This window comes from Streptomyces sp. NPDC001406 (assembly GCF_042895285.1).
GTDB lineage: Bacteria > Actinomycetota > Actinomycetes > Streptomycetales > Streptomycetaceae > Streptomyces.
Genome location: NZ_JBIAWG010000029.1, coordinates 25,456 through 51,327 on the forward strand (window position 1 = coordinate 25,456; position 25,872 = coordinate 51,327).

General features: G+C 69.2%; 21 protein-coding genes and 1 tRNA gene. 16 read left to right on the forward strand and 6 right to left on the reverse strand.

The features are described 5' to 3' along the window. Positions 1-879: 879 nt before the first annotated feature. From ACFY1J_RS43235 to ACFY1J_RS43250, 4 genes are all read left to right on the forward strand, one after another. On the forward strand, positions 880-1,452 hold the full coding sequence (locus ACFY1J_RS43235) for a TetR/AcrR family transcriptional regulator (RefSeq protein WP_390710257.1): 573 nt from the start codon (positions 880-882) through the stop codon (positions 1,450-1,452). Between the two features lie 95 nt (positions 1,453-1,547). Beyond that, a complete protein-coding gene (locus ACFY1J_RS43240) occupies positions 1,548-3,032 on the forward strand; it encodes a DHA2 family efflux MFS transporter permease subunit (RefSeq protein WP_390733137.1) in 1,485 nt (494 codons plus the stop codon). A 134-nt stretch (positions 3,033-3,166) separates the two neighbouring features. Then, positions 3,167-4,222, forward strand: a complete 1,056-nt coding sequence (locus ACFY1J_RS43245) for a UDP-N-acetylmuramate dehydrogenase (protein ID WP_390710255.1) — start codon at positions 3,167-3,169, stop codon at positions 4,220-4,222. Positions 4,223-4,372: 150 nt separating this feature from the next. After that, positions 4,373-5,047 carry a hypothetical protein gene (locus ACFY1J_RS43250; protein ID WP_390733138.1) on the forward strand — a complete coding sequence of 225 codons (675 nt, stop codon included), beginning with the start codon at positions 4,373-4,375 and terminating at the stop codon, positions 5,045-5,047. On the opposite strand, the gene ACFY1J_RS43255 is transcribed toward ACFY1J_RS43250, so the two are convergent. Further along, the gene (locus ACFY1J_RS43255) at positions 5,028-6,068 is read right to left on the reverse strand and encodes an adenosine deaminase (RefSeq protein ID WP_390733139.1); all 1,041 of its coding nucleotides are present in this window, start codon (positions 6,066-6,068) and stop codon (positions 5,028-5,030) included. The genes ACFY1J_RS43250 and ACFY1J_RS43255 overlap by 20 nt on opposite strands. 152 nt (positions 6,069-6,220) lie before the next feature. Next, on the reverse strand, positions 6,221-7,447 hold the full coding sequence (locus ACFY1J_RS43260) for a pyridoxal phosphate-dependent aminotransferase (RefSeq protein WP_390710252.1): 1,227 nt from the start codon (positions 7,445-7,447) through the stop codon (positions 6,221-6,223). A gap of 261 nt (positions 7,448-7,708) precedes the next feature. Between ACFY1J_RS43260 and ACFY1J_RS43265 the strand changes: the two genes are divergently transcribed. The 3 genes from ACFY1J_RS43265 (at position 7,709) to nusG (ending at position 9,123) form a co-directional block, all read left to right on the forward strand. Continuing rightward, a tRNA-Trp gene (locus tag ACFY1J_RS43265) sits at positions 7,709-7,781 on the forward strand. A 107-nt stretch (positions 7,782-7,888) separates the two neighbouring features. Then, on the forward strand, positions 7,889-8,176 hold the full coding sequence (gene secE, locus ACFY1J_RS43270; RefSeq protein WP_363293632.1) for a preprotein translocase subunit SecE: 288 nt from the start codon (positions 7,889-7,891) through the stop codon (positions 8,174-8,176). An 80-nt stretch (positions 8,177-8,256) separates the two neighbouring features. Continuing rightward, positions 8,257-9,123: a transcription termination/antitermination protein NusG gene (nusG, locus tag ACFY1J_RS43275; protein WP_390710251.1), complete on the forward strand. Its 867-nt coding sequence runs from the start codon at positions 8,257-8,259 to the stop codon at positions 9,121-9,123. 234 nt (positions 9,124-9,357) lie between these two features. On the opposite strand, the gene ACFY1J_RS43280 is transcribed toward nusG, so the two are convergent. Then, complete coding sequence (locus ACFY1J_RS43280) at positions 9,358-10,179, reverse strand: hypothetical protein (protein ID WP_390710250.1); 822 nt, start codon at positions 10,177-10,179, stop codon at positions 9,358-9,360. 401 nt (positions 10,180-10,580) lie between these two features. Between ACFY1J_RS43280 and rplK the strand changes: the two genes are divergently transcribed. The 9 genes from rplK (at position 10,581) to ACFY1J_RS43325 (ending at position 22,738) form a co-directional block, all read left to right on the forward strand. Then, positions 10,581-11,015, forward strand: coding sequence for a 50S ribosomal protein L11 (rplK, locus tag ACFY1J_RS43285; protein ID WP_033528316.1), 435 nt, complete (start codon positions 10,581-10,583; stop codon positions 11,013-11,015). 105 nt (positions 11,016-11,120) lie between these two features. Further along, on the forward strand, positions 11,121-11,846 hold the full coding sequence (gene rplA / locus ACFY1J_RS43290) for a 50S ribosomal protein L1 (protein ID WP_250402411.1): 726 nt from the start codon (positions 11,121-11,123) through the stop codon (positions 11,844-11,846). A gap of 162 nt (positions 11,847-12,008) precedes the next feature. Continuing rightward, positions 12,009-12,932: a hypothetical protein gene (locus ACFY1J_RS43295; RefSeq protein ID WP_390733140.1), complete on the forward strand. Its 924-nt coding sequence runs from the start codon at positions 12,009-12,011 to the stop codon at positions 12,930-12,932. Between the two features lie 97 nt (positions 12,933-13,029). After that, positions 13,030-13,179 (forward strand): hypothetical protein, encoded by a 150-nt coding sequence (locus tag ACFY1J_RS43300; protein WP_390710248.1) that lies wholly within the window; start codon positions 13,030-13,032, stop codon positions 13,177-13,179. Between the two features lie 458 nt (positions 13,180-13,637). Beyond that, complete coding sequence (gene rplJ, locus ACFY1J_RS43305; protein ID WP_363293636.1) at positions 13,638-14,168, forward strand: 50S ribosomal protein L10; 531 nt, start codon at positions 13,638-13,640, stop codon at positions 14,166-14,168. Between the two features lie 114 nt (positions 14,169-14,282). Further along, the gene (gene rplL, locus ACFY1J_RS43310) at positions 14,283-14,666 is read left to right on the forward strand and encodes a 50S ribosomal protein L7/L12 (protein ID WP_390710247.1); all 384 of its coding nucleotides are present in this window, start codon (positions 14,283-14,285) and stop codon (positions 14,664-14,666) included. Positions 14,667-14,821: 155 nt separating this feature from the next. Beyond that, the gene (locus ACFY1J_RS43315) at positions 14,822-15,010 is read left to right on the forward strand and encodes a hypothetical protein (protein ID WP_363293637.1); all 189 of its coding nucleotides are present in this window, start codon (positions 14,822-14,824) and stop codon (positions 15,008-15,010) included. A gap of 245 nt (positions 15,011-15,255) precedes the next feature. Then, a complete protein-coding gene (gene rpoB / locus ACFY1J_RS43320; RefSeq protein WP_390710246.1) occupies positions 15,256-18,741 on the forward strand; it encodes a DNA-directed RNA polymerase subunit beta in 3,486 nt (1,161 codons plus the stop codon). A 97-nt stretch (positions 18,742-18,838) separates the two neighbouring features. Then, positions 18,839-22,738, forward strand: a complete 3,900-nt coding sequence (locus ACFY1J_RS43325; RefSeq protein WP_363293639.1) for a DNA-directed RNA polymerase subunit beta' — start codon at positions 18,839-18,841, stop codon at positions 22,736-22,738. A gap of 76 nt (positions 22,739-22,814) precedes the next feature. On the opposite strand, the gene ACFY1J_RS43330 is transcribed toward ACFY1J_RS43325, so the two are convergent. Genes ACFY1J_RS43330 through ACFY1J_RS43340 form a run of 3 tightly spaced genes read right to left on the reverse strand, consistent with a single transcriptional unit; the run spans position 22,815 to position 25,855 of the window. Further along, complete coding sequence (locus ACFY1J_RS43330; RefSeq protein WP_390733141.1) at positions 22,815-24,071, reverse strand: M48 family metalloprotease; 1,257 nt, start codon at positions 24,069-24,071, stop codon at positions 22,815-22,817. 42 nt (positions 24,072-24,113) lie between these two features. Further along, positions 24,114-24,662, reverse strand: coding sequence for a Pycsar system effector family protein (locus ACFY1J_RS43335; protein WP_390710244.1), 549 nt, complete (start codon positions 24,660-24,662; stop codon positions 24,114-24,116). After that, positions 24,659-25,855 carry a PE-PGRS family protein gene (locus ACFY1J_RS43340; protein ID WP_390710243.1) on the reverse strand — a complete coding sequence of 399 codons (1,197 nt, stop codon included), beginning with the start codon at positions 25,853-25,855 and terminating at the stop codon, positions 24,659-24,661. Before ACFY1J_RS43340 ends, ACFY1J_RS43335 begins: the two co-directional genes overlap by 4 nt. Positions 25,856-25,872: the final 17 nt, after the last annotated feature.

Genomic DNA, 25,872 nt, shown 5'->3' on the forward strand with positions numbered 1-25,872 from the left:
TTTCCTCGACGTTCCGTGCGTACGCCCGTGACTCCGACGTACGCTTCCCCATCGCGCTGCGGGCCATGTCAGCCCGACCGCCTCAGCACGCTCATTGAGAGGGGAGCGCTGCGAGACGTCCTGGCTTTCGCGGAGAGGGACAGCGGAGCGGCCGGGGAAGGGTCGCGGTGATGCGGGACCGCTGCGAGCCGCGGACGGGCAGGGTCGGCGGTCTGCTGTGTGTGGGCGCAGTCATGCCGATCCTCGCGTCGGCGCATGGGGACTGGTGCTGTCATCCGCCCGCGATCCTCGGGTCGAGCCCGCGACACCTGTGAGCGGGCCTCCGGCGGTTGCCTCCGGCCGTGGTGATGTTGGACCGCTGCGAGCCGTGGACCGGCGGGGTCGGCGGTCTGCTGTGTATGGGCGCAGTCATGCCGATCCTCGCGTCGGCGCATGGGGACTGGTGCTGCCATCCGCCCGCGATCCTCAGGCGAGCCCGCGCCCCCCGGAGCGAGCCTCCGGCGATCGTCTCCGTCCCCGCGCGGGCGACCGCCCTCGGCGTCCTGCGTTCGCCCGCGCCCCCGCCCGCTCCCCCCCCATAACCCCGCGCGCCCTGCGCTCCCGCCGAGCGGGACAGCAGCAGGGTCGGGGAAGGCCCCGGTCTGCTCGATTCCCAGGCAAGCCCGCGCCCCCGCCCGCCCGGCACCCGGCCCAAACCCACCGCCAACCCACCGCCAACCCCACCACGCCCCCGACGGCCGTTTCCCCTGCTCACGACGCCTCCCACCCAGCCGACTCCACCGCCGGCGCAGCCCGCCGCACGCCCCGCCCCCGCACCCCGAAAACCCAACGCCCCACGCCCCCTTGACTTAGTTAGTGATTGAGTACTAACTTTCTCTCATGGCGAGGATGAGTGCGGAAGAGAGGCGCGAGAGCGTCGTACGCGCGGCGATCGCGGAGTTCGCGCAGAGGGGCTACTACGGCACCTCCACCGAGGCGATCGCCAAGCGCGTGGGCGTCTCGCAGCCGTATCTCTTCCGGCTCTTCCCGGGCAAGAAGGCGATCTTCGCCGCCGCCTCGCTGCGCTGCATGGAGGACGTGTGCGGTGTCTTCGAGGAGGCGACGAAGGGGCTGGACGGCGAGGAGGCCCTGCACGCCATGGCCAACGCGTACGTACGACTGATCCAGGAGCATCCCGAGCGGCTCCAGATGCAGATGCAGACGTACATCGCGGTGGCGGCCGCCGAGGCCGAGGGCGACCACGAGTTCGGTGAGGCCGTACGGGCCGGCTGGATGAAGCTCTGGGAGACCGTGCATCTGCCCCTGGGGGCGGACGTGGGGGAGACCACGAACTTCCTGGCCTACGGGATGCTCATCAACACCCTCACGGCCATGGGGTTTCCGCCCCAGCACGAGGTCTGGGAGGGGATGTATCCGTCCGCCCGGGTCACGGGGCGGTTGGAGAAGGAGTAGAGGCCCAGGGAGAGGCGTTCCGGCGCCTTTTCATGGCCGCGAAAGTTAGTAATCAATAACTAATCATTGACCGTGGACCACGCTCTGGGGGAGCGATGTCGAAGCAGCCCGAACAGCAGACGGACAAGCAGACGGAACAGCAGGCCGAACCGACCACCGCACGCCGCGGGCAGGTCGTCTGGGCCCTCGTCATCACCAGCGTCGCCGGATTCATGGCGTCCCTCGACAACCTCGTCGTCACCACCGCCCTGCCCTCCATCCGCAAGGACCTCGGCGGAGCGCTGGACGACCTGGAATGGACCGTGAGCGCCTACACGCTCACCTTCGCCGTGCTGCTGATGTTCGGCGCCGCGCTCGGCGACCGCTTCGGCCGCCGCCGCCTCTTCCTCGCCGGGCTCACCGTCTTCACCGGCGCCTCCGCCGCCGCGGCCATGGCACCCGGCATCGACTCCCTCATCATGGCCCGCGCGGTCCAGGGCGCCGGCGCCGCCGTGATGATGCCGCTGACCATGACCCTGCTGACCGCGGCCGTGCCCGCAGCCAAGCGCGGAATGGCGTACGGCATCTGGGGCGCCGTCAACGGCCTCGCGGTCGCCTCCGGACCCCTCATCGGCGGCAGCCTCACCGAACACGTCTCCTGGCACTGGATCTTCTGGCTGAACGTCCCGCTCGGCCTGGCACTGCTGCCGCTCGCCCGCCTCCGTCTCGCCGAGTCGTACGGCGCGGGCGCCCGGCTCGACATCCCCGGCACCCTGCTCGCCAGCGGCGGTCTCTTCGGTCTCGTCTACGGCCTGGTGCGCGGACCCGCCGACGGCTGGACCAGCTCCCTCGTGCTGACCGGGCTGATCGCCGGCGTCGCCCTGCTGTCGGCCTTCGTGGTCCACGGCTCCCGCGCCAAGAACCCCATGCTCCCCATGCGGCTCTTCCGCTCCCGCGCCTTCGCCGGCATCAACGCCGCGAGCCTGCTGATGTTCCTCGGCATGTTCGGCTCGATCTTCCTGCTCAGCCAGTACATGCAGGGCGTGCTCGGCTACTCGCCCACCCAGGCCGGCCTGCGGATGCTGCCCTGGACCGGCATGCCGATGCTCGTCGCGCCCATCGCGGGCATCCTCTCCGACCGCATCGGCGGCCGCCCCGTCGTCGCCACCGGACTGTTCCTGCAGGCCGTCGGGCTCGGCTACCTGGCCTACGTGGACACGGCTGGCGCCTCCTACGCCGCCCAACTGCCCGCCCTGATCATCAGCGGTATCGGCATGGCCCTCTACTTCGCCCCGGCCGCCAACCTGGTGATGTCCAGCGTCCGCCCGCAGGAGCAGGGCATCGCCTCCGGCGCCAACAACGCGCTGCGCGAGGTCGGCGGAGCGCTCGGCATCGCGATCATGTCGTCGATCTTCTCGGCGCAGGGCGGCTACGAGTCCGCGCAGTCCTTCGTCGACGGTCTGCGGCCCGCCCTGGTCACGGGCTCCGGAGTGGTCGCCCTCGCCGCCCTCGCCGCCCTGGTGATCCCGGCCCGGCGCCGCGCCGCCCGGCTCGTGGCGACGAACGAGCAGGCGCCGGTCCTGGAGGCCGTCGCCGGCTGACACCTCCGGCGGCCCGATGACGGGCACGCGCGCGTGGGGCCCCGTTCTCCGGAACGGGGCCCCACGCGCACGTGGAGGCATACGGGCGAGCCACCCGGCCGGGGCTGTCACCGGTGTCTCGTAGTCTTGAGCGCGTGCAGGAACTCCACGACGCCCCCCTCGCCCCGCTGACCACCTTCCGGCTGGGCGGTCCAGCGACCCGGCTCGTCACCGCGACCACCGACGCCGAGGTCGTCGACGCCGTCCGCGAGGCCGACGACAGCGGGACGCCGCTGCTGGTCATCGGCGGCGGATCGAACCTCGTCATCGGCGACAAGGGCTTCGACGGCACCGCCCTGCGCATCGCCACCAGCGGGTTCGAGCTGCGCGGGACCACCCTGGAGCTGGCCGCGGGCGAGGTGTGGACCGACGCCGTCGCCCGCACCGTCGAGGCAGGGCTCGCCGGTATCGAGTGCCTCGCCGGCATCCCGGGATCCGCGGGCGCGACGCCGATCCAGAACGTCGGCGCGTACGGCCAGGAGGTCTCCTCGACCATCACCGAGGTGATCGCGTACGACCGGCGGGACGGAAAGACGGTCACCCTCACGAACGGGGAGTGCGCCTTCTCGTACCGCCACAGCCGCTTCAAGGCGGACCCCGCGCGCTATGTCGTGCTGCGCGTCCGATTCGAGCTGGAGGACGCGGCCGGGCTGTCGGCCCCCATCAAGTACGCCGAGACGGCCCGCGCCCTCGGGGTCGAGCCGGGGCACCGGGTGCCGCTCGCCGCCGCCCGCAAGACCGTCCTCGACCTGCGTGCCGGGAAGGGCATGGTCCTGGACGCCGAGGACCACGACACCTGGTCGGCCGGTTCCTTCTTCACCAACCCGATCCTCACCCACGAGCAGTTCGCCGCATTCCACGCGCGCGTGCGCGAGCGGCTGGGCGACGGCGTCGAGCCGCCCGCCTACCCCGCGGGCGACGGCCACACCAAGACCTCGGCGGCCTGGCTGATCGACAAGGCGGGCTTCACCAAGGGGTACGGCAGCGGGCCCGCCCGCATCTCCACCAAGCACACCCTCGCCCTCACCAACCGGGGCGAGGCCACCACCGAGGACCTCCTCGCCCTGGCCCGCGAGGTCGTGGCGGGCGTCCGCGCGGCCTTCGGGATCACGCTGGTCAACGAGCCGGTGACGGTGGGCGTCAGCCTCTAGGAGCCGTGCCGCTCCGGATGCAGTGGCGCTCCAGAGGCCGTGCGCGGTCGCGGAGGGCGCGGGAATTTCCGTTGCCGACGGCCGCGCCCGACCGCGACCCTGGGGGCATGAGGCCCCCTATGTGCACCCTTATATGCAGCTGAGACCGCCATGCAGCTGAGACTGCGCCAGTTCCGCCCCCGGACCGGACCCCACGAACACCGGGTCGTCCAGCCCCGGCAGCCCCTGCGCCACACCACACTGCGCGCCCCGGACCCCATCGGCTGGCTGTACGGCGACCACGACGGACTGAACCGGCTCGCGGGCCTGTTCTCCTTCGCCGCCTGTTCACGGCACACCATCGTCCATGTGCCGCTGCGGGACGCGGTCCCGCCGGACGAAGGCATCGGGGAACCGGTCGACCTCGTCCTGGTCCACCATGCGTACGGACTGCGCCCCAGCAAGTGGCCCGCGCTGCGCCGCGCGCTCGGAGCCGGCACCCCGCTCACCGTCCGCACCGACGAGGCACGCACGGCGCGGGACGCCGCGTCCTGGCGCGGCCGGCAGCAGCGCGCCGGCTCTCGCGACGAGCTGCGGCACACGACCCACGCCCGCACGTTCTTCCTGTTCGGCAGCCGGGACGTCTTCGCCGAGACGGCCACGTCCCTCGCCTACGCGGCGGGCTGGGGGCCGCGCCAGAAGCGCGTCGCCGAGGGGCACTCACGCATGATGGCGGGGCTGCCGCTGGTCGAGACGCCCGGCGGGGGCGGCGGGCACCCCGACGAGGTCCTGGTCTGCTTCAAGGCGTATCCGCCCTACGCCCACTTCAAGAGGCCGGGCCGCTGAGCCAGTCGTCCACGCCCGCCAGCAGCTTCGTCTTCACGTCCTCCGGCGCCGCCGAACCCCGCACCGACTGCCGGGCCAGTTCCGCCAGCTCCGCGTCCGTGAAACCGTGGTGCCGGCGGGCCAGCTCGTACTGCGCGGCCAGGCGGGAGCCGAAGAGCAGCGGGTCGTCGGCGCCCAGGGCCATGGGGACGCCCGCGTCGAAGAACGTCCGCAGCGGGACGTCCTCCGGCTTCTCGTAGACCCCCAGCGCCACGTTCGACGCGGGGCACACCTCGCACGTCACGCCCCGGTCCGCCAGCCGCTTCAGCAGCCGCGAATCCTCCGCCGCGCGCACACCGTGCCCGACCCGCGATGCGTTCAGGTCGTCCAGACAGTCGCGCACCGACGCCGGGCCGGTCAGCTCGCCGCCGTGCGGCGCCGCGAGCAGCCCGCCCTCGCGTGCGATGTGGAACGCCCGGTCGAAGTCCCGCGCCATGCCCCGCCGCTCGTCGTTCGACAGCCCGAAGCCCACCACGCCCTGGTCGGCGTACCGCACCGCGAGACGGGCCAGCGTGCGCGCGTCCAGCGGGTGCTTCATACGGTTGGCGGCCACCAGCACGCGCATGCCCAGGCCGGTGTCTCGGGACGTCGTCTCCACCGCGTCCAGGATGATCTCCAGCGCCGGGATCAGACCGCCCAGGCGGGGTGCGTACGAGGTCGGGTCCACCTGGATCTCCAGCCAGCCCGAGCCGTCCCTGAGGTCTTCCTCGGCGGCCTCCCGGACCAGGCGCCGGATGTCCTCCGGCTCTCTGAGGCAGGAGCGCGCCGCGTCGTACAGCCGCTGGAAGCGGAACCAGCCCCGCTCGTCCGTGGCCCGCAGCTTCGGCGGTTCCCCGCTGGTCAGTGCTTCCGTCAGCGCCTCGGGCAGACGCACGCCGTACTTGTCGGCCAGTTCCAGGACGGTCCCCGGCCGCATCGAGCCGGTGAAGTGCAGATGCAGATGGGCTTTCGGCAGCTCAGAGACATCACGTACACGCTCCATCCCAGGATCCTGCCGTATGCCCGTGTCGTGTCGGTAGCTCTTTCCCCGAACGTGGTCTTGCTCGCACACGGAGACGAAGAAGCGGGCCGCCTCCCCGCAGGGAAACGACCCGCCACGCGCGCGTGAAGCAATGAGCCGACGACCGGGGGACGTCAGTCCCGCGCCTCCGCCAGCAGCTTCTGGATCCGGCTCACGCCCTCGACGAGATCCTCGTCACCGAGCGCGTACGACAGCCGCAGATAGCCGGGAGTGCCGAAGGCCTCGCCCGGGACGACCGCGACCTCGGCCTCCTCCAGGATCAGCGCGGCCAGCTCGACCGTGGTCTGCGGGCGCTTGCCGCGGATCTCCTTGCCGAGCAGGCCCTTGACCGACGGGTACGCGTAGAAGGCGCCCTCGGGCTCCGGGCAGACCACGCCGTCGATCTCGCCCAGCATCCGCACGATCGTCTTGCGGCGGCGGTCGAACGCCTCGCGCATCTTCGCGACGGCCTCCAGGTCGCCGGAGACGGCGGCCAGGGCGGCGACCTGGGCGACGTTCGACACGTTGGAGGTGGCGTGCGACTGGAGGTTCGTCGCGGCCTTGACCACGTCCTTCGGGCCGATGATCCAGCCCACGCGCCAGCCCGTCATCGCGTACGTCTTCGCCACACCGTTGACCACGATGCACTTGTCGCGCAGCTCGGGCAGGAGGGCGGGCAGCGAGGTGAACTTCGCGTCGCCGTAGACGAGGTGCTCGTAGATCTCGTCCGTCAGGACCCACAGGCCGTGCTCGGCGGCCCAGCGGCCGATCGCCTCGGCCTCCTCCTGGCTGTAGACGGCGCCGGTCGGGTTGGACGGGGAGACGAAGAGGACGACCTTCGTGTTCTCCGTGCGGGCCGCCTCCAGCTGCTCGACGCTCACCCGGTAGCCGGTCGTCTCGTCGGCGACGACATCGACCGGGACGCCGCCGGCCAGGCGGATCGACTCCGGGTACGTCGTCCAGTACGGCGCCGGGACGATGACCTCGTCGCCCGGGTCGAGGATCGCGGCGAAGGCCTCGTAGATGGCCTGCTTGCCGCCGTTGGTGACCAGGATCTGGGCCGGGTCGACCTCGTAGCCCGAGTCCCGCAGCGTCTTCGCGGCGATCGCGGCCTTCAGCTCGGGCAGACCGCCGGCCGGTGTGTAGCGGTGGTACTTCGGGTTCTTGCAGGCCTCGATGGCGGCCTCGACGATGTAGTCCGGGGTCGGGAAGTCGGGTTCACCCGCGCCGAAGCCGATCACCGGACGCCCGGCGGCCTTGAGGGCCTTGGCCTTGGCGTCCACGGCGAGGGTGGCGGACTCGGAGATCGCGCCGATTCGGGCGGAGACCCGGCGCTCGGTGGGAGGGGTTGCAGCGCTCATGGGGTCCATCGTTTCAGACGGGAAACGACCCCGGCACGCCGGTTTCACAGACTGAACGGCATCGGGCCGACCACTGAACAAGAGTCCGGATCCGGGCTGCCGCCAGGACGATCTTCCGTCCGGTGAGGTCGTGCGGACACATTCTGTTCGACGCCGGGCCCCGGACCACGTACACTCCTACCTCGTTGGCCTTCGGCGGCCGCGTTCAACCGGTGCACACCGAGCACCCGGTCGGATGCGGTAAGTTGGGGGAAACGCCAAAGGGTCGTAGCTCAATTGGTAGAGCACTGGTCTCCAAAACCAGCGGTTGGGGGTTCAAGTCCCTCCGGCCCTGCTACACACACCGCCAGGATGTGTGCGCATGTACGTACAGCATTGCACCGCCGTGCGGCTCAGAAACCGGGCGCGGCACGGCCACGACCCGGGATCAGGTGAGGACGAATGACGGACGCCGTGGGCTCCATCGACACGCCTGATGCTCAGGACGAGGTGCCGGAGTCCAAGAAGAAGACCCGCAAGGGCGGCAAGCGTGCCAAGAAGGGCCCGCTGAAGCGCCTCGCGATCTTCTATCGCCAGGTCGTCGCGGAGCTCCGCAAGGTCGTCTGGCCGACACGCAACCAGCTGACGTCGTACACCACTGTGGTGATCTTCTTCGTCGCCATCATGATCGCGCTGGTGACCGTGATTGACTATGGGCTCAACCACGCGGCCAAGTACGTCTTCGGCTGAGCCAAGAGCGAAGGGCGCCGTGGTACCGGCGCCCGTTTTCGCATGTTCCACCTCTATGTATCCAGGAAGAAGCAGCCATCGTGTCTGACCCGAACCTGAACGACGACGCCGCTGAGCCTCGCGGGGCTGCTGCCGAGGCGGTGGACGACGAGCTCGACATCGTCGAGGGCGCGGACGAGCAGGACGAGTTCGAGGCTGCCGAGGCCGAGTCGGGGGAGCCGGCCGAGGAGGCCGCTCTGCACGTCGAGGACGAGGACGGCGAGGACATCGCGGCCGACGAGTCGGCCGACCTGGCCGAGGAGGTCTCCGAGGAGGAGCCCGCCGAGCCCGTCGACCCGGTCCAGGCCCTGCGCGAGGAGCTGCGCTCGCTGCCCGGCGAGTGGTACGTCATCCACACGTACGCCGGCTACGAGAACCGCGTGAAGACCAACCTGGAGCAGCGCGCCGTCTCGCTGAACGTGGAGGACTACATCTTCCAGGCCGAGGTGCCGCAGGAAGAGGTCGTTCAGATCAAGAACGGCGACCGCAAGACGATCAAGCAGAACAAGCTCCCGGGCTACGTCCTGGTCCGTATGGACCTGACGAACGAGTCCTGGGGCGTCGTCCGCAACACCCCCGGCGTCACCGGCTTCGTGGGCAACGCCTACGACCCCTACCCGCTGACCCTGGACGAGATCGTCAAGATGCTCGCCCCGGAGGCCGAGGAGAAGGCCGCCCGCGAGGCCGCCGAGGCCGAGGGCAAGCCCGCCCCGCAGCGCAAGGTCGAGGTCCAGGTGCTGGACTTCGAGGTCGGCGACTCGGTCACCGTCACCGACGGCCCGTTCGCCACGCTGCAGGCGACCATCAACGAGATCAACCCCGACTCGAAGAAGGTCAAGGGCCTGGTGGAGATCTTCGGCCGCGAGACGCCGGTCGAGCTCTCCTTCGACCAGATCCAGAAGAACTAAGTCCGATCCGGACTCAAGAACACCCCGACCAGCGGTTTCGCCGCCGGTAGGGGTGTTCTTTGCGTCGTGTGGGCCGTCCTGGGCCGTCGCCTCCGACAGGCTCCGGCCGGACTTCGCGGTCGAAGCCAACTCAGCAGTCGAAGACGCCCCTACGCGCGGTTTCCCGCGGCAGGGGCGTCGTGTGTATCGGGTTTCGTCGTGCTGACGCGGGCGCGGACTGTCCGCGGAGCCGGGTCAGTTCATTCGCCGCCTCCGGAGCCACAGGCGGTGGGCGGCCGCGGCGCAACCCAGTGCCACGAGCGCACCGCCCGCGACGAACGTGGGCACCGGCGACTTGATGGAACCTCCCTCGCCCGCAGCCACGGGGCCCGGGATCACGGCGGGAGCGGCCGCGAAATTGCTCACGCCGGCGGTGCCGCGCGGGATCGCGACGATGTTGGTCCCGAGGTTGCCGAAGCCGCCCAGGAAGGGCCCGGGGAAGAATCCATGCCCCCGTCCCTCGTCGCGGTGGTTGTTGTTCTCGTTGTCGTGGGAGACGTTGTGCGAACCCTGCTCATTGGCGTTGTTCACGGGGTTCTGGATGACCACCTGCTGCACGGGACTGGAGGTCCCGTTGCTGGAGATGGTGCCTCCCCCGGTGGGGGAGACGCCCGTGGGTGTCCCTTCGGTACCGCCCTGGGGCAGCACCGAGGCCGGGTCGGCCTGGGGCAGCACTCCGGCCGGTTCGGCCTGGGACGCCGTCTCGTAGGCCGGGTCCAGGGCGGGCTGCTGAAGGGACGGGTCCTGCGGGATGTCGACCGGCCCGGCGTCCTGGGCGATGTCGTTGGGCACGGCCTCCTGGGCGGTGCTCTGCCCGACGTCCTGCTGGGACTGCTCGGACGGGACCAGGGCGCTGTCCTGGGCGGCGTCCTGCTGGGGTTCGTAGGACCGGCTCTGGGGCGCCGCCCTGAGTGCATCCACCTGCTCGGCCGGTGCCGCGAAGGCGACCGGGGCGGTGGTGCCGGCTATGAGGCCGACCAGGGCGGCAGCGGAAACGGTATGGGCGGTGCGGCGCATGGGGGTCGACTCCTTCGAGTGGTGAGACACGCCGTTCATGCCTCTGCAGCCCATCAGAGCCCGGTGAGCGGTCCGGCGCGCGCGGCCGAGGGCCATTAGCGGGGCAGGGGCGGGCTGAACGGGTGACATCCGGAGCCGATCCGTGCCCGACGGGGAACTGTGATGCCGCATGTCCGCCGTGGCGTTCCTGGGAGTGGGCCGATCCGTGCGAGCCGGCCGGCGGACCACTTCCGAGTGATGGGCCGAAGGCCTCGCGCAGGCCGCCTGACCTGGACGATTTCTTGTCCCGGGGGCACAGCGGCTATCGTTGTGCGGTATGCCATCTGCGGGATCATGCACTTCCCGGTGCAGCCGAATGACGCAGCTGGTAATCAACCTCTCAGTAAGGACCCGGAGAGAGCATGCCTCCCAAGAAGAAGAAGGTCACGGGGCTCATCAAGCTCCAGATCCAGGCCGGCGCCGCCAACCCGGCTCCGCCGGTCGGCCCGGCGCTGGGTCAGCACGGCGTCAACATCATGGAGTTCTGCAAGGCCTACAACGCCGCGACCGAGTCGCAGCGCGGTTGGGTCATCCCGGTGGAGATCACGGTCTACGAGGACCGTTCCTTCACCTTCGTGACCAAGACGCCGCCGGCCGCGAAGATGATCCTCAAGGCCGCGGGCATTGAGAAGGGCTCCGGCGAGCCGCACAAGACCAAGGTCGCCAAGATCACCGAGGCGCAGGTCCGCGAGATCGCCACGACGAAGATGCCCGACCTCAACGCCAACGACCTGGACGCCGCCGCGAAGATCATCGCCGGTACCGCGCGTTCCATGGGCGTCACGGTCGAGGGCTGAACCCCACCTTCGTAGAACCATGCAGCTGCCGAATACGCAGCCGCACGTGGTAGGGCCTGCTCGGCCCGTACACCACGACTCCTTTCAGAACACACAGGAGCAGTTGTGAGCAAGCGCAGCAAGGCTCTCCGCGCTGCGGACGCCAAGGTCGACCGGGAGAAGCTGTACGCCCCGCTCGAGGCCGTCCGTCTCGCCAAGGAGACCTCCACGACCAAGTTCGACGGCACCGTCGAGGTCGCCTTCCGTCTGGGTGTCGACCCGCGCAAGGCCGACCAGATGGTCCGTGGCACCGTGAACCTTCCGCACGGCACCGGTAAGACCGCCCGGGTCCTGGTCTTCGCGACCGGTGACCGTGCCGAGGCCGCGCGTGCCGCGGGCGCCGACATCGTCGGCGCCGACGAGCTGATCGACGAGGTGGCGAAGGGCCGTCTGGACTTCGACGCCGTCGTCGCCACCCCGGACCTCATGGGCAAGGTCGGCCGCCTCGGCCGCGTCCTCGGCCCGCGTGGTCTGATGCCGAACCCGAAGACCGGCACCGTCACCCCCGACACCGCCAAGGCCGTCACCGAGATCAAGGGCGGCAAGATCGAGTTCCGCGTCGACAAGCACTCGAACCTGCACTTCATCATCGGCAAGACGTCGTTCGAGGACGCCCAGCTGGTGGAGAACTACGGCGCGGCCCTGGAGGAGATCCTCCGTCTGAAGCCGTCCGCCGCCAAGGGTCGCTACATCAAGAAGGCCGCCATCAGCACCACGATGGGCCCCGGCATTCCGGTCGACTCGAACCGCACCCGCAATCTCCTCGTCGAGGAGGACCCGGCCGCCGTCTGAGCCTGAGCTCACCCCGGTAGCCGCGTCGGGTACGCGTCATTGAAGGGCGGGCCCGGAACCTATGAGGTTCCGGGCCCGTCCTTTCTTTGTGCGACTTTTCGTACGACCGCCAGTGCGCCGGGCCGGCCCGCTGGCGCAGGACTCGCATAGGGGTGGGACGACATGAAGAGCACGACCGTGCGCCGCGTGACCCTTTCGATCGCGGTGGTGACCGCGCTGACGGGGGTGGCCGCCTGCGGTTCCTCGGACTCCTCCAGCGGCTCCGGCAAGGACGACAAGGCGGGCGGGAAGAGCACGACGCACATCAGCCCCGTCGCGGCCCTGCGCTCCGCCGAGAAGTCCACGGACCAGGCCGAGTCGGCCAAGGTCCGCTCGTCGACGACCGTCGGCTCCGTGATGTCCATGACCGCGGACGGCGCCCTCAGCTGGGCCGACGGCCTGCAAGGCACGCTCACCATCGACTACACCGGCGGCTCCACGGCCCAGACGATGCGCCAGCTCGGCTCGACGTCGATGGAGGCCCGCTATCTGCCCGACGCCTACTACGCCCACATGAGCGACAAGTTCGCCCGGCAGGCGGGCGGCAAGCACTGGATCCGGTACGCGTACGACGACCTCGCCAAGCTCGGCGGCGGCTCCGGCGCGTATCTGAAGGACCAGATGCAGAACACCACGCCGAACCAGTCCGTGAAGCTGCTGCTGGCCTCCGGGGACGTCAAGAAGGTCGGCGAGGAGAAGGTCTCCGGCGTGAACGCCACGCACTACTCGGGCACCGTGAACGTCGCCGACCTGGCCGGCAAGAGCAGCAACCTCAGCGCGAGCCAGCTGGCGGACCTGAAGAAGCAGCTCACCCAGGCCGGGGTCAGCACGGAGACCGTGGACATCTGGGTCAACGACCAGAACCTGCTGGTCAAGAAGGTCGAGAAGGCTGACATGACGGCCGGCCGGATGACCCAGACCGCGTACTACAGCGACTACGGCGTGAAGGTCTCGGCCGAGAAGCCCCCGGCGAACGACACCAAGGACTTCACCGACCTGGTGAAGAGCTCGGGCACGGCAGGGGGCGGCTCCGGCACCAGCTCCTGAACCCCCGCGCCGCACGGACCCCTGCACGGTCGGCTGCGGGACGGGAGGCGAGGAACGCTCCTCGGAGTCGTCTCGGGCGCCGGCCGTCCTGCGGGCCGTGGAGAAGACCCAGACCGTGTCGTCCCTGCGCTACCGGATGACCGGGAGGATGCCGGAGGACAGGCGGGCCCGGGCCGACGGGGTGGTCTGCGCCAAGCCGCCGACGGCTTCGGCCCGACTGCCAAGTTCCGCTCCGGCGACGGACTGAAGACGGACACCAGCGCCATACGCGACCAGGCCGGGCGCAACCCGGCCCGGGAGGCCGCCTTCCTGGCTGGCGCTGCCGCTGCCGACGTCCGATGGGTCGCGGCGTGAAGGTCGCCGGGGCCACCTACCGGGACATGGGCGGCGACCTGAGCAAGCCGGTGAAGAAGGGGCGCCGCCGAGCCCCGTACGGACCGATTTGCTTGAGTGCGACCAGGTCCCGTACTCTCCTACAGAAGCCAAAGACCGCTGGTCGTTGCCGTACGTTCGCGAGAAGGTGCGGTGGCCGAAGGATCCGCTGAAAAGTGGGCGACCCGCGCAGGTGAGTGTGGAAGAACTCCCGGAGCATACGCGTTCTGCGCGTGCGGCCGGTCGAGTCCGCCCCGAGCGCCTGCGCCGGGGCGTTTCGTTTATCTCAGCCCCTTCCGAGCGGTCCATCACCCGGAAGGAGGCCGACGCTCTATGGCAAGGCCCGACAAGGCTGCCGCGGTAGCCGAGCTCGCGGAGCAGTTCCGCAGCTCGAACGCCGCCGTGCTGACCGAGTACCGGGGTCTCACCGTGGCGCAGCTCAAGAACCTGCGTCGTTCGCTCGGTGAGAACGCCCAGTACGCCGTGGTGAAGAACACGCTGACCAAGATTGCGGCCAACGAGGCCGGGATCACGACGCTCGACGACCTGTTCAACGGTCCGACGGCGGTCGCCTTCGTCACCGGTGACCCGGTGGAGTCGGCGAAGGGTCTTCGTGACTTCGCCAAGGACAACCCGAACCTCGTCATCAAGGGCGGTGTCCTTGACGGCAAGGCGCTGTCCGCCGACGAGATCAAGAAGCTTGCGGACCTTGAGTCCCGCGAGGTTCTGCTCGCCAAGCTGGCGGGCGCCTTCAAGGGCAAGCAGACTCAGGCTGCTCAGGTCTTCCAGGCGCTCCCGTCGAAGCTCGTCCGCACCGTGGACGCTCTTCGTGCCAAGCAGGCCGAGCAGGGCGGTGCCGAGTAACTCGGCTCGCGAAATGACCGCCGCCGTCCGAGGCGGAGGTCGTAGCGGGCCGAACGTACGCCCGCCATACATGTACATCCGGCACCAGCCGAATTAGTGGAAGGATCGCCCACCATGGCGAAGCTCAGCCAGGAAGACCTGCTCGCGCAGTTCGAGGAGATGACCCTCATCGAGCTCTCCGAGTTCGTGAAGGCCTTCGAGGAGAAGTTCGACGTCACCGCCGCCGCCGCGGTCGCCGTTGCCGCTCCGGGCGCCCCGGGTGCCCCGGTCGAGGCCGTCGAGGAGAAGGACGAGTTCGACGTCATCCTCACCGGCGCCGGCGAGAAGAAGATCCAGGTCATCAAGGTCGTGCGTGAGCTGACCTCCCTGGGCCTGAAGGAGGCCAAGGACCTCGTGGACGGCGCTCCGAAGCCGGTCCTCGAGAAGGTCGCCAAGGAGGCCGCCGAGAAGGCCGCCGAGTCCCTCAAGGGCGCCGGCGCCTCCGTCGAGGTCAAGTGACCCCACGGGTCCGCGTGGACTCCTTTGCGCGCTGACGACAGCCCCGTAGGGCTGTAACGCGAACGCACCGAAGAGCGATCATCCATCCGGGTGGTCGCTCTTCGGCGTTCCGAGGGTCGGGCGGCGGCTGCCTTGCACCGGATGGTGTGGGGAGTATGGTGATCTTCGTCGTGCCCTCAAGCGCCCCTGGTGTCCGGCTGCAAGTGACGAGCGCAGCATCCGGTTTGGGCGGGGAGGGCCTTGACGAACCGCACGCAGCGCGCAATTCTCAGGACGCGTCGTCACAAGGATCCGAATCCGAGGCATGGATCGACGACGAAGAGGGCAGTATCAACGTGCGTTGAGGGCAGGATGCCGAGGGCGTTGACAACAACGAGGGTCGCGAAAAACCCGCACTGGACATCAGTGTGCCAAGTGGCTACACTGACCCTTTGCGCTGCCTGTTAGCTGTCCCCTGCCCGTCACCAGGGGCATGCCCTCACTTGAGCACAGACGACTGAACCTTCCCTGACCTGGGATTTCTGTCTCCGTGCGCGGGAGAGGGGCCGGTACGCGCGCAGTGAGTCCGAGCCCTCGGAAGGACCCCCTCTTGGCCGCCTCGCGCAATGCCTCGACCGCGAATATGAACAACGGCGCCAGCACCGCCCCGCTGCGCATTTCCTTTGCAAAGATCAAGGAGCCTCTCGAGGTTCCGAACCTGCTCGCGCTGCAGACCGAGAGCTTTGACTGGCTGCTCGGCAACACCGCCTGGCAGAGTCGGGTCGAGGAGGCTCTGGAGAACGGTCAGGACGTCCCCACCAAGTCCGGTCTGGAGGAGATCTTCGAGGAGATCTCCCCGATCGAGGACTTCTCCGGGTCGATGTCCCTGACGTTCCGGGACCACCGCTTCGAGCCGCCGAAGAACTCGATCGACGAGTGCAAGGAGCGCGACTTCACGTACGCCGCCCCGCTCTTCGTCACGGCCGAGTTCACCAACAACGAGACCGGTGAGATCAAGTCCCAGACGGTCTTCATGGGCGACTTCCCGCTCATGACGAACAAGGGCACGTTCGTGATCAACGGCACCGAGCGTGTCGTGGTGTCGCAGCTGGTCCGTTCGCCCGGTGTCTACTTCGACTCCTCCATCGACAAGACCTCCGACAAGGACATCTTCTCCGCCAAGATCATCCCGTCCCGGGGTGCCTGGCTGGAGATGGAGATCGACAAGCGCGACATGGTCGGTGTCCGTATCGACCGCAAGCGCAAGCAGTCCGTGACCGTCCTCCTGAAGGCGCTCGGCTGGACGACCGAGCAGATCCTTGAGGAGTTCGGCGAGTACGAGTCCATGCGCGCCACCCTGGAGAAGGACCACACCCAGGGCCAGGACGACGCGCTGCTCGACATCTACCGCAAGCTGCGTCCGGGCGAGCCCCCCACGCGTGAGGCCGCGCAGACGCTGCTGGAGAACCTGTACTTCAACCCGAAGCGCTACGACCTCGCCAAGGTCGGCCGCTACAAGGTCAACAAGAAGCTGGGTGCGGACGCGCCGCTGGACGCGGGCGTCCTGACCGTCGAGGACGTCATCTCGACGATCAAGTACCTGGTGAAGCTGCACGCGGGCGAGACCGAGACGGCCGCCGACAACGGCCAGACGATCGTCGTCGAGACGGACGACATCGACCACTTCGGCAACCGTCGTCTGCGCAGCGTCGGCGAGCTCATCCAGAACCAGGTCCGCACCGGTCTGGCTCGTATGGAGCGCGTCGTGCGCGAGCGCATGACCACGCAGGACGTCGAGGCGATCACGCCGCAGACCCTGATCAACATCCGGCCGGTCGTCGCCTCCATCAAGGAGTTCTTCGGCACCAGCCAGCTGTCCCAGTTCATGGACCAGAACAACCCGCTGTCCGGGCTGACGCACAAGCGTCGTCTGTCCGCGCTCGGCCCGGGTGGTCTCTCCCGTGAGCGGGCCGGCTTCGAGGTCCGTGACGTGCACCCGTCCCACTACGGACGCATGTGCCCGATCGAGACCCCTGAAGGCCCGAACATCGGTCTCATCGGTTCGCTCGCCTCCTACGGCCGGGTCAACGCGTTCGGTTTCGTCGAGACCCCGTACCGCAAGGTCGTCGACGGCCAGGTCACCGACGAGGTGGACTACCTGACCGCCGACGAGGAGGACCGCTTCGTCATCGCCCAGGCCAACGCCACGCTCACGGACGACATGCGGTTCGCCGAGAACCGCGTCCTGGTCCGCCGTCGTGGCGGCGAGGTCGACTACGTCGCCGGTGACGACGTGGACTACATGGACGTCTCGCCGCGCCAGATGGTGTCGGTCGCGACCGCCATGATCCCCTTCCTCGAGCACGACGACGCCAACCGTGCCCTCATGGGCGCGAACATGATGCGCCAGGCCGTGCCGCTGATTAAGTCGGAGGCCCCGCTCGTCGGCACCGGCATGGAGTACCGCTCCGCCGTCGACGCCGGTGACGTGGTCAAGGCCGAGAAGGCGGGTGTGGTCCAGGAGGTCTCCGCGGACTACATCACCACCGCCAACGACGACGGCACGTACATCACGTACCGCCTGCACAAGTTCGCCCGGTCCAACCAGGGCACCTCGGTGAACCAGAAGGTCGTCGTCAACGAGGGCGACCGGATCATCGAGGGCCAGGTCCTCGCCGACGGCCCGGCCACCGAGAACGGTGAGATGGCCCTCGGCAAGAACCTGCTCGTGGCGTTCATGCCGTGGGAGGGTCACAACTACGAGGACGCGATCATCCTGTCGCAGCGCCTCGTGCAGGACGACGTCCTCTCCTCGATCCACATCGAGGAGCACGAGGTCGACGCCCGTGACACCAAGCTCGGCCCCGAGGAGATCACCCGGGACATCCCGAACGTCTCCGAGGAGGTCCTCGCCGACCTCGACGAGCGCGGCATCATCCGCATCGGTGCCGAGGTCATCGCCGGCGACATCCTCGTCGGCAAGGTGACCCCGAAGGGTGAGACCGAGCTGACCCCCGAGGAGCGCCTGCTGCGCGCGATCTTCGGTGAGAAGGCCCGTGAGGTCCGTGACACCTCGCTGAAGGTGCCGCACGGCGAGACCGGCAAGATCATCGGCGTGCGCGTCTTCGACCGCGAGGAGGGCGACGAGCTTCCCCCCGGTGTGAACCAGCTGGTGCGCGTCTACGTCGCGCAGAAGCGCAAGATCACCGACGGTGACAAGCTCGCCGGCCGCCACGGCAACAAGGGCGTCATCTCGAAGATCCTGCCGATCGAGGACATGCCGTTCCTGGAGGACGGCACCCCGGTCGACATCATCCTCAACCCGCTGGGTGTCCCGTCCCGAATGAACCCGGGACAGGTCCTGGAGATCCACCTCGGCTGGCTCGCCAGCCGCGGCTGGGACGTCTCCGGCCTCGCGGAGGAGTGGGCGCAGCGCCTCCAGGCGATCGGCGCCGACGCCGTCGCTCCCGGCACCAACGTCGCCACCCCGGTCTTCGACGGTGCGCGTGAGGACGAGCTGGCGGGTCTGCTCCAGCACACCATCCCGAACCGCGACGGCGAGCGCATGGTGCTCCCGTCCGGCAAGGCGCAGCTGTTCGACGGTCGTTCGGGTGAGCCGTTCCCGGACCCGATCTCGGTCGGCTACATGTACATCCTGAAGCTGCACCACCTGGTCGACGACAAGCTGCACGCCCGCTCGACCGGTCCGTACTCGATGATCACCCAGCAGCCGCTGGGTGGTAAGGCACAGTTCGGTGGCCAGCGCTTCGGTGAGATGGAGGTGTGGGCCCTCGAGGCCTACGGCGCCGCGTACGCGCTCCAGGAGCTGCTGACCATCAAGTCCGACGACGTCACCGGTCGCGTGAAGGTCTACGAGGCCATCGTCAAGGGCGAGAACATCCCCGAGCCCGGCATCCCCGAGTCCTTCAAGGTGCTCATCAAGGAGATGCAGTCGCTCTGCCTGAACGTGGAGGTGCTGTCCAGCGACGGTATGTCCATCGAGATGCGTGACACCGACGAGGACGTCTTCCGCGCTGCGGAGGAGCTCGGCATCGACCTGTCCCGGCGCGAGCCGAGCAGCGTCGAAGAGGTCTGACGGGAGTCCGGCGGGGCCCTCACCCACAGGGCTCCGCCGACCCCCAGGCCCCCGTTTCAGACCACAGACTTACGACCCTGAGAGGGATTGACGCATAGTGCTCGACGTCAACTTCTTCGACGAGCTCCGGATCGGCCTGGCCACCGCGGACGACATCCGTCAGTGGAGCCACGGCGAGGTCAAGAAGCCCGAGACCATCAACTACCGCACCCTCAAGCCCGAAAAGGACGGACTCTTCTGCGAGAAGATCTTCGGTCCGACCCGGGACTGGGAGTGCTACTGCGGCAAGTACAAGCGCGTCCGCTTCAAGGGCATCATCTGCGAGCGCTGTGGCGTCGAGGTCACGCGCGCCAAGGTGCGCCGTGAGCGGATGGGCCACATCGAGCTGGCCGCGCCCGTCACGCACATCTGGTACTTCAAGGGCGTCCCGAGCCGGCTGGGCTACCTGCTCGACCTGGCTCCCAAGGACCTCGAGAAGGTCATCTACTTCGCGGCGTACATGATCACGTACGTCGACGAGGAGCGCCGCACCCGCGACCTGCCCTCCCTGGAGGCGCACGTCTCCGTGGAGCGCCAGCAGGTCGAGAACCGTCGCGACGCCGACCTGGAGGCCCGCGCCAAGAAGCTCGAGGCCGACCTGGCCGAGCTGGAGGCCGAGGGTGCCAAGGCCGATGTGCGCCGCAAGGTGCGCGAGGGTGCCGAGCGCGAGATGAAGCAGCTGCGCGACCGTGCGCAGCGCGAGATCGACCGGCTCGACGAGGTGTGGACCCGCTTCAAGAACCTCAAGGTCCAGGACCTCGAGGGCGACGAGCTGCTCTACCGCGAGCTGCGTGACCGCTTCGGCACGTACTTCGACGGCTCGATGGGCGCCCAGGCCCTGCAGAAGCGCCTGGAGTCCTTCGACCTGGAGGAGGAGGCCGAGAAGCTTCGCGAGATCATCCGTACCGGCAAGGGCCAGAAGAAGACGCGCGCCCTCAAGCGGCTGAAGGTCGTCTCCGCGTTCCTGCAGACGTCCAACAGCCCCAAGGGCATGGTCCTCGACTGCGTGCCGGTCATCCCGCCGGACCTGCGTCCGATGGTGCAGCTGGACGGTGGCCGCTTCGCGACCTCCGACCTGAACGACCTGTACCGCCGTGTGATCAACCGCAACAACCGTCTGAAGAGGCTCCTGGACCTCGGTGCCCCGGAGATCATCGTCAACAACGAGAAGCGCATGCTTCAGGAGGCTGTTGACGCCCTCTTCGACAACGGTCGTCGCGGCCGCCCGGTGACGGGCCCCGGCAACCGCCCGCTGAAGTCCCTCAGCGACATGCTGAAGGGCAAGCAGGGCCGCTTCCGTCAGAACCTGCTCGGCAAGCGAGTCGACTACTCGGCGCGTTCCGTCATCGTCGTCGGCCCGCAGCTGAAGCTGCACCAGTGCGGTCTGCCCAAGGCCATGGCGCTGGAGCTCTTCAAGCCGTTCGTGATGAAGCGCCTGGTCGACCTGAACCACGCGCAGAACATCAAGAGCGCCAAGCGCATGGTGGAGCGCGGCCGCACCGTCGTGTACGACGTCCTCGAAGAGGTCATCGCCGAGCACCCGGTGCTGCTGAACCGTGCGCCCACCCTGCACCGCCTCGGCATCCAGGCCTTCGAGCCGCAGCTGGTCGAGGGCAAGGCCATCCAGATCCACCCGCTCGTCTGCACCGCGTTCAACGCGGACTTCGACGGTGACCAGATGGCCGTGCACCTGCCGCTGTCCGCGGAGGCGCAGGCCGAGGCCCGCATCCTGATGCTGTCCTCGAACAACATCCTCAAGCCGGCCGACGGCCGTCCGGTGACGATGCCGACCCAGGACATGGTCCTCGGTCTGTTCTTCCTCACCACCGACGGCGAGATGCGGAACGTGAAGGGCGAGGACCGCTCCTTCTCCTCCGTGGCCGAGGCGATCATGGCGTTCGACGCCGGCGAGCTCTCGCTGCAGTCGCGCGTGGACATCCGCTTCCCGGTGGGCACCATCCCGCCGCGCGGCTGGACCCCGCCGGCCCAGGAGGAGGGCGAGCCCGAGTGGCAGCAGGGTGACAGCTTCCGTCTGAAGACCACGCTCGGCCGTGCGCTCTTCAACGAGCTGCTGCCCGAGGACTACCCGTTCGTCGACTACGAGGTCGGCAAGAAGCAGCTCTCCGAGATCGTCAACGACCTCGCCGAGCGCTACCCGAAGGTCATCGTGGCGGCGACGCTCGACAACCTGAAGGCGGCCGGCTTCTTCTGGGCCACCCGTTCCGGCGTCACCGTCGCCATCTCCGACGTCGTCGTTCCCGAGGCGAAGAAGGAGATCGTCAAGGGCTACGAGGCGCAGGACGAGAAGGTCCAGAAGCAGTACGAGCGCGGTCTGATCACCAAGGACGAGCGCACGCAGGAGCTCATCGCGATCTGGACCAAGGCGACCAACGAGGTCGCCGAGGCGATGAACGACAACTTCCCGAAGACCAACCCGATCTTCATGATGGTGAACTCGGGTGCCCGAGGCAACATGATGCAGATGCGTCAGATTGCCGGTATGCGTGGTCTGGTGTCGAACGCCAAGAACGAGACGATCCCGCGTCCGATCAAGGCGTCCTTCCGTGAGGGCCTGTCCGTGCTGGAGTACTTCATCTCCACGCACGGTGCCCGTAAGGGTCTGGCGGACACCGCTCTGCGTACCGCCGACTCGGGTTACCTCACCCGTCGTCTGGTCGACGTCTCCCAGGACGTCATCATCCGCGAGGAGGACTGCGGCACCGACCGTGGCCTCAAGCTCCACATCGCGGAGGTCGACGCGGCCGGCGTGCTGCGCAAGGCGGAGAACGTCGAGACGTCCGTGTACGCGCGCTGCCTCGCCGAGGACATCGTGGTCGACGGTCAGGTCCTGGCCCCGGCCGGCACCGACCTCGGTGACGTCCTCATCGAGGAACTGGTGGCCCGTGGCGTCTCCGAGGTCAAGACCCGCTCGGTCCTGACCTGTGAGTCCGCCGTCGGCACCTGCGCCATGTGCTACGGCCGCTCGCTGGCCACCGGCAAGCTGGTCGACATCGGTGAGGCGGTCGGCATCATCGCCGCCCAGTCCATCGGTGAGCCCGGTACCCAGCTGACGATGCGTACCTTCCACACCGGTGGTGTGGCCGGTGACGACATCACCCAGGGTCTGCCGCGTGTCGTCGAGCTCTTCGAGGCCCGTACCCCGAAGGGTGTCGCCCCGATCTCCGAGGCCTCCGGCCGCGTGCGGATCGAGGAGACCGAGAAGACCAAGAAGATCGTCATCACGCCGGACGACGGCAGCGACGAGACGGCCTACCCGATCTCGAAGCGCGCCCGACTCCTGGTCAGCGAGGGCGAGCACGTCGAGGTGGGCCAGAAGCTCACCGTGGGTGCCACCAACCCGCACGACGTGCTGCGCATCCTGGGCCAGCGTGCCGTCCAGGTCCACCTGGTCGGCGAGGTCCAGAAGGTGTACAACTCGCAGGGTGTGTCGATCCACGACAAGCACATCGAGATCATCATCCGGCAGATGCTGCGCCGCGTGACGATCATCGAGTCCGGCGATGCCGAGCTGCTGCCCGGCGAGCTGGTCGAGCGCTCGAAGTTCGAGACCGAGAACCGTCGTGTGGTCCAGGAGGGCGGTCACCCGGCCTCCGGTCGTCCGCAGCTCATGGGTATCACCAAGGCCTCGCTGGCGACCGAGTCCTGGCTGTCGGCGGCGTCCTTCCAGGAGACGACCAGGGTCCTCACGGACGCGGCGATCAACGCCAAGTCCGACTCCCTGATCGGCCTCAAGGAGAACGTCATCATCGGTAAGCTCATCCCGGCCGGTACGGGTCTGTCCCGCTACCGCAACATCCGGGTCGAGCCGACCGAGGAGGCCAAGGCCGCGATGTACTCGGCCGTCGGCTACGACGACATCGACTACTCGCCGTTCGGCACCGGCTCCGGCCAGGCCGTTCCGCTGGAGGACTACGACTACGGTCCGTACAACCAGTAAGGCGCGAGCGTCCGCTTGAAGGAGGGCGGTCACCCCACGGGGTGGCCGCCCTCCGGCGTTTCCGAGCGGACCGCGCTCACAGTCCGGTGCGCAGATACGGCTCCAGACGGGCCAGCCTGGTGGCGTGGTCGGGGTGGGTGGAGAGCAGACGGGCCAGCGGGCCCGGCCGCTCCAGACGCTGCCCCGCGGCCGCGGCGCGGACGGCCTCCGCCTGCTCCTCGGCCTCCAGACGGTGCAGCACCTCGGTCATCTGCCGGGCGAAGCCGAGGGCGGCCGCCTGCTGGTCGGCCCGCAGCTCGCCCTGGCGCCCCGCGAAGGCGAGCAGATACGGCGCGAGGACCAGTGGAATGGTCACGAACCACGCGCTGATCACCGCGAAGACGACGAACATCCCCATGAACAGCACCAGCAGCCCGGTCGCCACCACGGAGAACCGGCTGGCCACCATCACGGTGACACTGGCCAGGAACTTGGTGACGGCCCAGGCGATCCGGCCGGGCAGCGAGTACCAGTAGCCGAGCAGCCCCGCCCAGGAGTGACCGCCGGTGTGATGGCCCAGCTCATGGGCGAGTACGGCGGCGAGGTTGCCGCTCGGGATCTCGTTCAGCGCGTACGTCGTGACGCTGACGACATGCCCCGCGACCGCGGACGCGTTCAGCTCGTCGCTGTTCTCGACCATCAGCTCGTACGTGTGCGCCTCTATGCCCGCGCGGGCGGTGACCTCGCGCCATACGGGCTCCAGCCGGGACAGCTCCAGGGCCGTCGGCGCGCGGAGCTTCAACACCCTGCGGGCGAAGAGGAGTTCGGCGGGCCGGTGAAACACGAGCCCGCCGCTGGCCAGCCAGACGAGAACCGCGAGCCACCCGCCCACGGTCCCGCCGAACGCCGTCCCGACGGCGGCGACCACGGCACCGCTCACCAGCGCCCCCGGCAGATGCACGACGAGCCGCCCCACGGCGGTGGCGTCGGCACCGCGCTGATGGGCGGCGACATGGACGCGGGAGCCGAGGTGACGGTAGTCGAGATCGTCCGGGGCGGCGGCCTGCGACGTCTGGGAGGGGGCCGGGTGGGGCGGAGCGGTGGGCTGGAACTGCGAGGGCGGGGGCGTCATCGGGTACTGCCGGGCGGGGCCAGTGGGGTACTGCGGTGCCGGAGCGGTCGGGTACTGGGGCGGGTACTGCGGGGCGCCGGCGCCCGTCGGGTACTGCGGCGGGTACTGCGGGGCGGCGCCCGGATACGCGGGCGGTGCCGTCGGGTACGTCGGGGCGGGCGGAGGGGTGGGGTACTGGGGTTCCGGAGGCGGGTAGGGACCGGGGTCGGGTGTTTCGGACATGGGGACGTTTCCTTCGGGTGCCGTGTTTCGAGTGAGCGGGCTTCAGCCGACCAGCAGGGCGGTGGGAAGCAGGACCGTGCCGGCACAGAAGGCGATCAGGCCGGTACGGATCCACTGGTGCTTGCGGGCGGCGATGCGGCTGGTCTCGGTGAGGGCCGCGGTGAGCCCGGCGACGGGGTCGCGTTCGGTGTCGGCGAGCGCATCGGCCAGCCGGCCCGCGCGTACGGCCTCCTGGACGTCGCCGAAGTAGCAGAGGGGCTGGCCCGGGGTCCACACACCGGTGCGATACCGGGGCAGTACGGCGAGCAGCAACGCCAGCAGCGACAGGGCGAGGGCGAGAGCGCCGGCCCACCACAGCAGGGTCCCCGCGGCCGACAGCACCCCCGGCGCCCACTTCCGCCCGGCCACCAGCCCGCTGAACGCCCCGGCGGTCAGCCCCAACGCCGCGACCAGCACGGCCGCCTTGCTGTCGGCCCGCGCGATCTCCCCGCGCATCTCGACGAGGAGCCGCTCGGCGGTGCCGAGACCGGGGAAGCCGAGACCGGGGGAGCCGACGGGCGCCGGGCGGGGTGCGGTCCCGGGCGTCGTCACGACGCCTCCGGTTCCGGACCGGGCCGGGGCGGGGTGTACGGCGCGGGCATGGGCGGGGTGGCCGGCGCGGGACCCTCCTGGACCGCGTACCCGGGGGAGGGACCGTCGGCGGGGGCGTACGGCGCTGCCGGGTCGCCGGGCTGGGGCGGGTAGGCCGCCGGTGCCGAAGGCTGTCCCTGCGGCGGCTGCCCCGGATATGCCGGCGCCTGCGGAGCCGCCGGCAGGGCCCCCGCCGCACCCGGACTCGCCCCGCGCATACGGATGATCGCGTCTATCTCCTGGCGGACCTGCCTGAGGGACTCCGCCTTCTGGTAGTCCTCCAGGTCGTCGCTGCCGAGCTGCTCCAACTGGGCCTTGATGACGGTCAGTTGGTCCTGGTGGATGTTGTCGATGACCAGCCGTGTGTCCTCGGGGTGGGCGGCCAGATGGACGGCCCACGCGCCGACCCCGCCGTACTGGAGGTGGTACTGATAGAAGTTGATCTTCTCGGCGACCAGCTGCTGATGCTGCCGCTGCTGCAGCGCCTCCAGCTCGTACTGCTGCCGCGCCTGCCGCAGCCGGAACTCGTGCTCCGGGTCGAGCATCTCGGACTCGTAGCGCAGCGTCCGCTTCCGCTGCCGATGGGCGATCGCCTCGTCGTCGAGCCGCAGCCGCACCATGCAGGTGACCTCCAGCCCGATGCCCGCCGCGAAGGCCCCGCTCTCGACGGCCTGCTGGACCTCGACCTCCGCCGACGGGCTCTCCTCGATCGGGAAGCGCCGGCTGACCGGGCGGGCCAGCTGCTGCAGTTCGCGGGTCAGCCGAGTCGGCACATCGCGTTCACCGCTGCGTACGTACGCCTCCGGATCCCGCACCCGCCAGGTCAGGTCCGCCGTCGCGCCGAAGGCGAACGCGTCGTCGTCGCTCGGCAACTCCAGCTCCAGCCGGACCGGGTGGCTGCCCATGTCCACCTCGTACACCGAGGTGTAGCGACGCGTCGCCGCGTCCGTACGGCTGGGCCGGAGCGGCGGGACGTACACGTCGTACGCGCCGCCCGCCGTGGCGAAGACCAGCGCGTGGTCGATCGCGCCGACCACCCGCCGCGCGGTGTAGTCGAACCGCGAGATGGGCCGCACCGTGAGTACCGGGTCGATCAACGTGCTGTGCCGGTCGGCCTGTTGCTGCCACTCCGGCTGACGGCGGAAGTCCGCCATGGGACAACTCCTCGGGT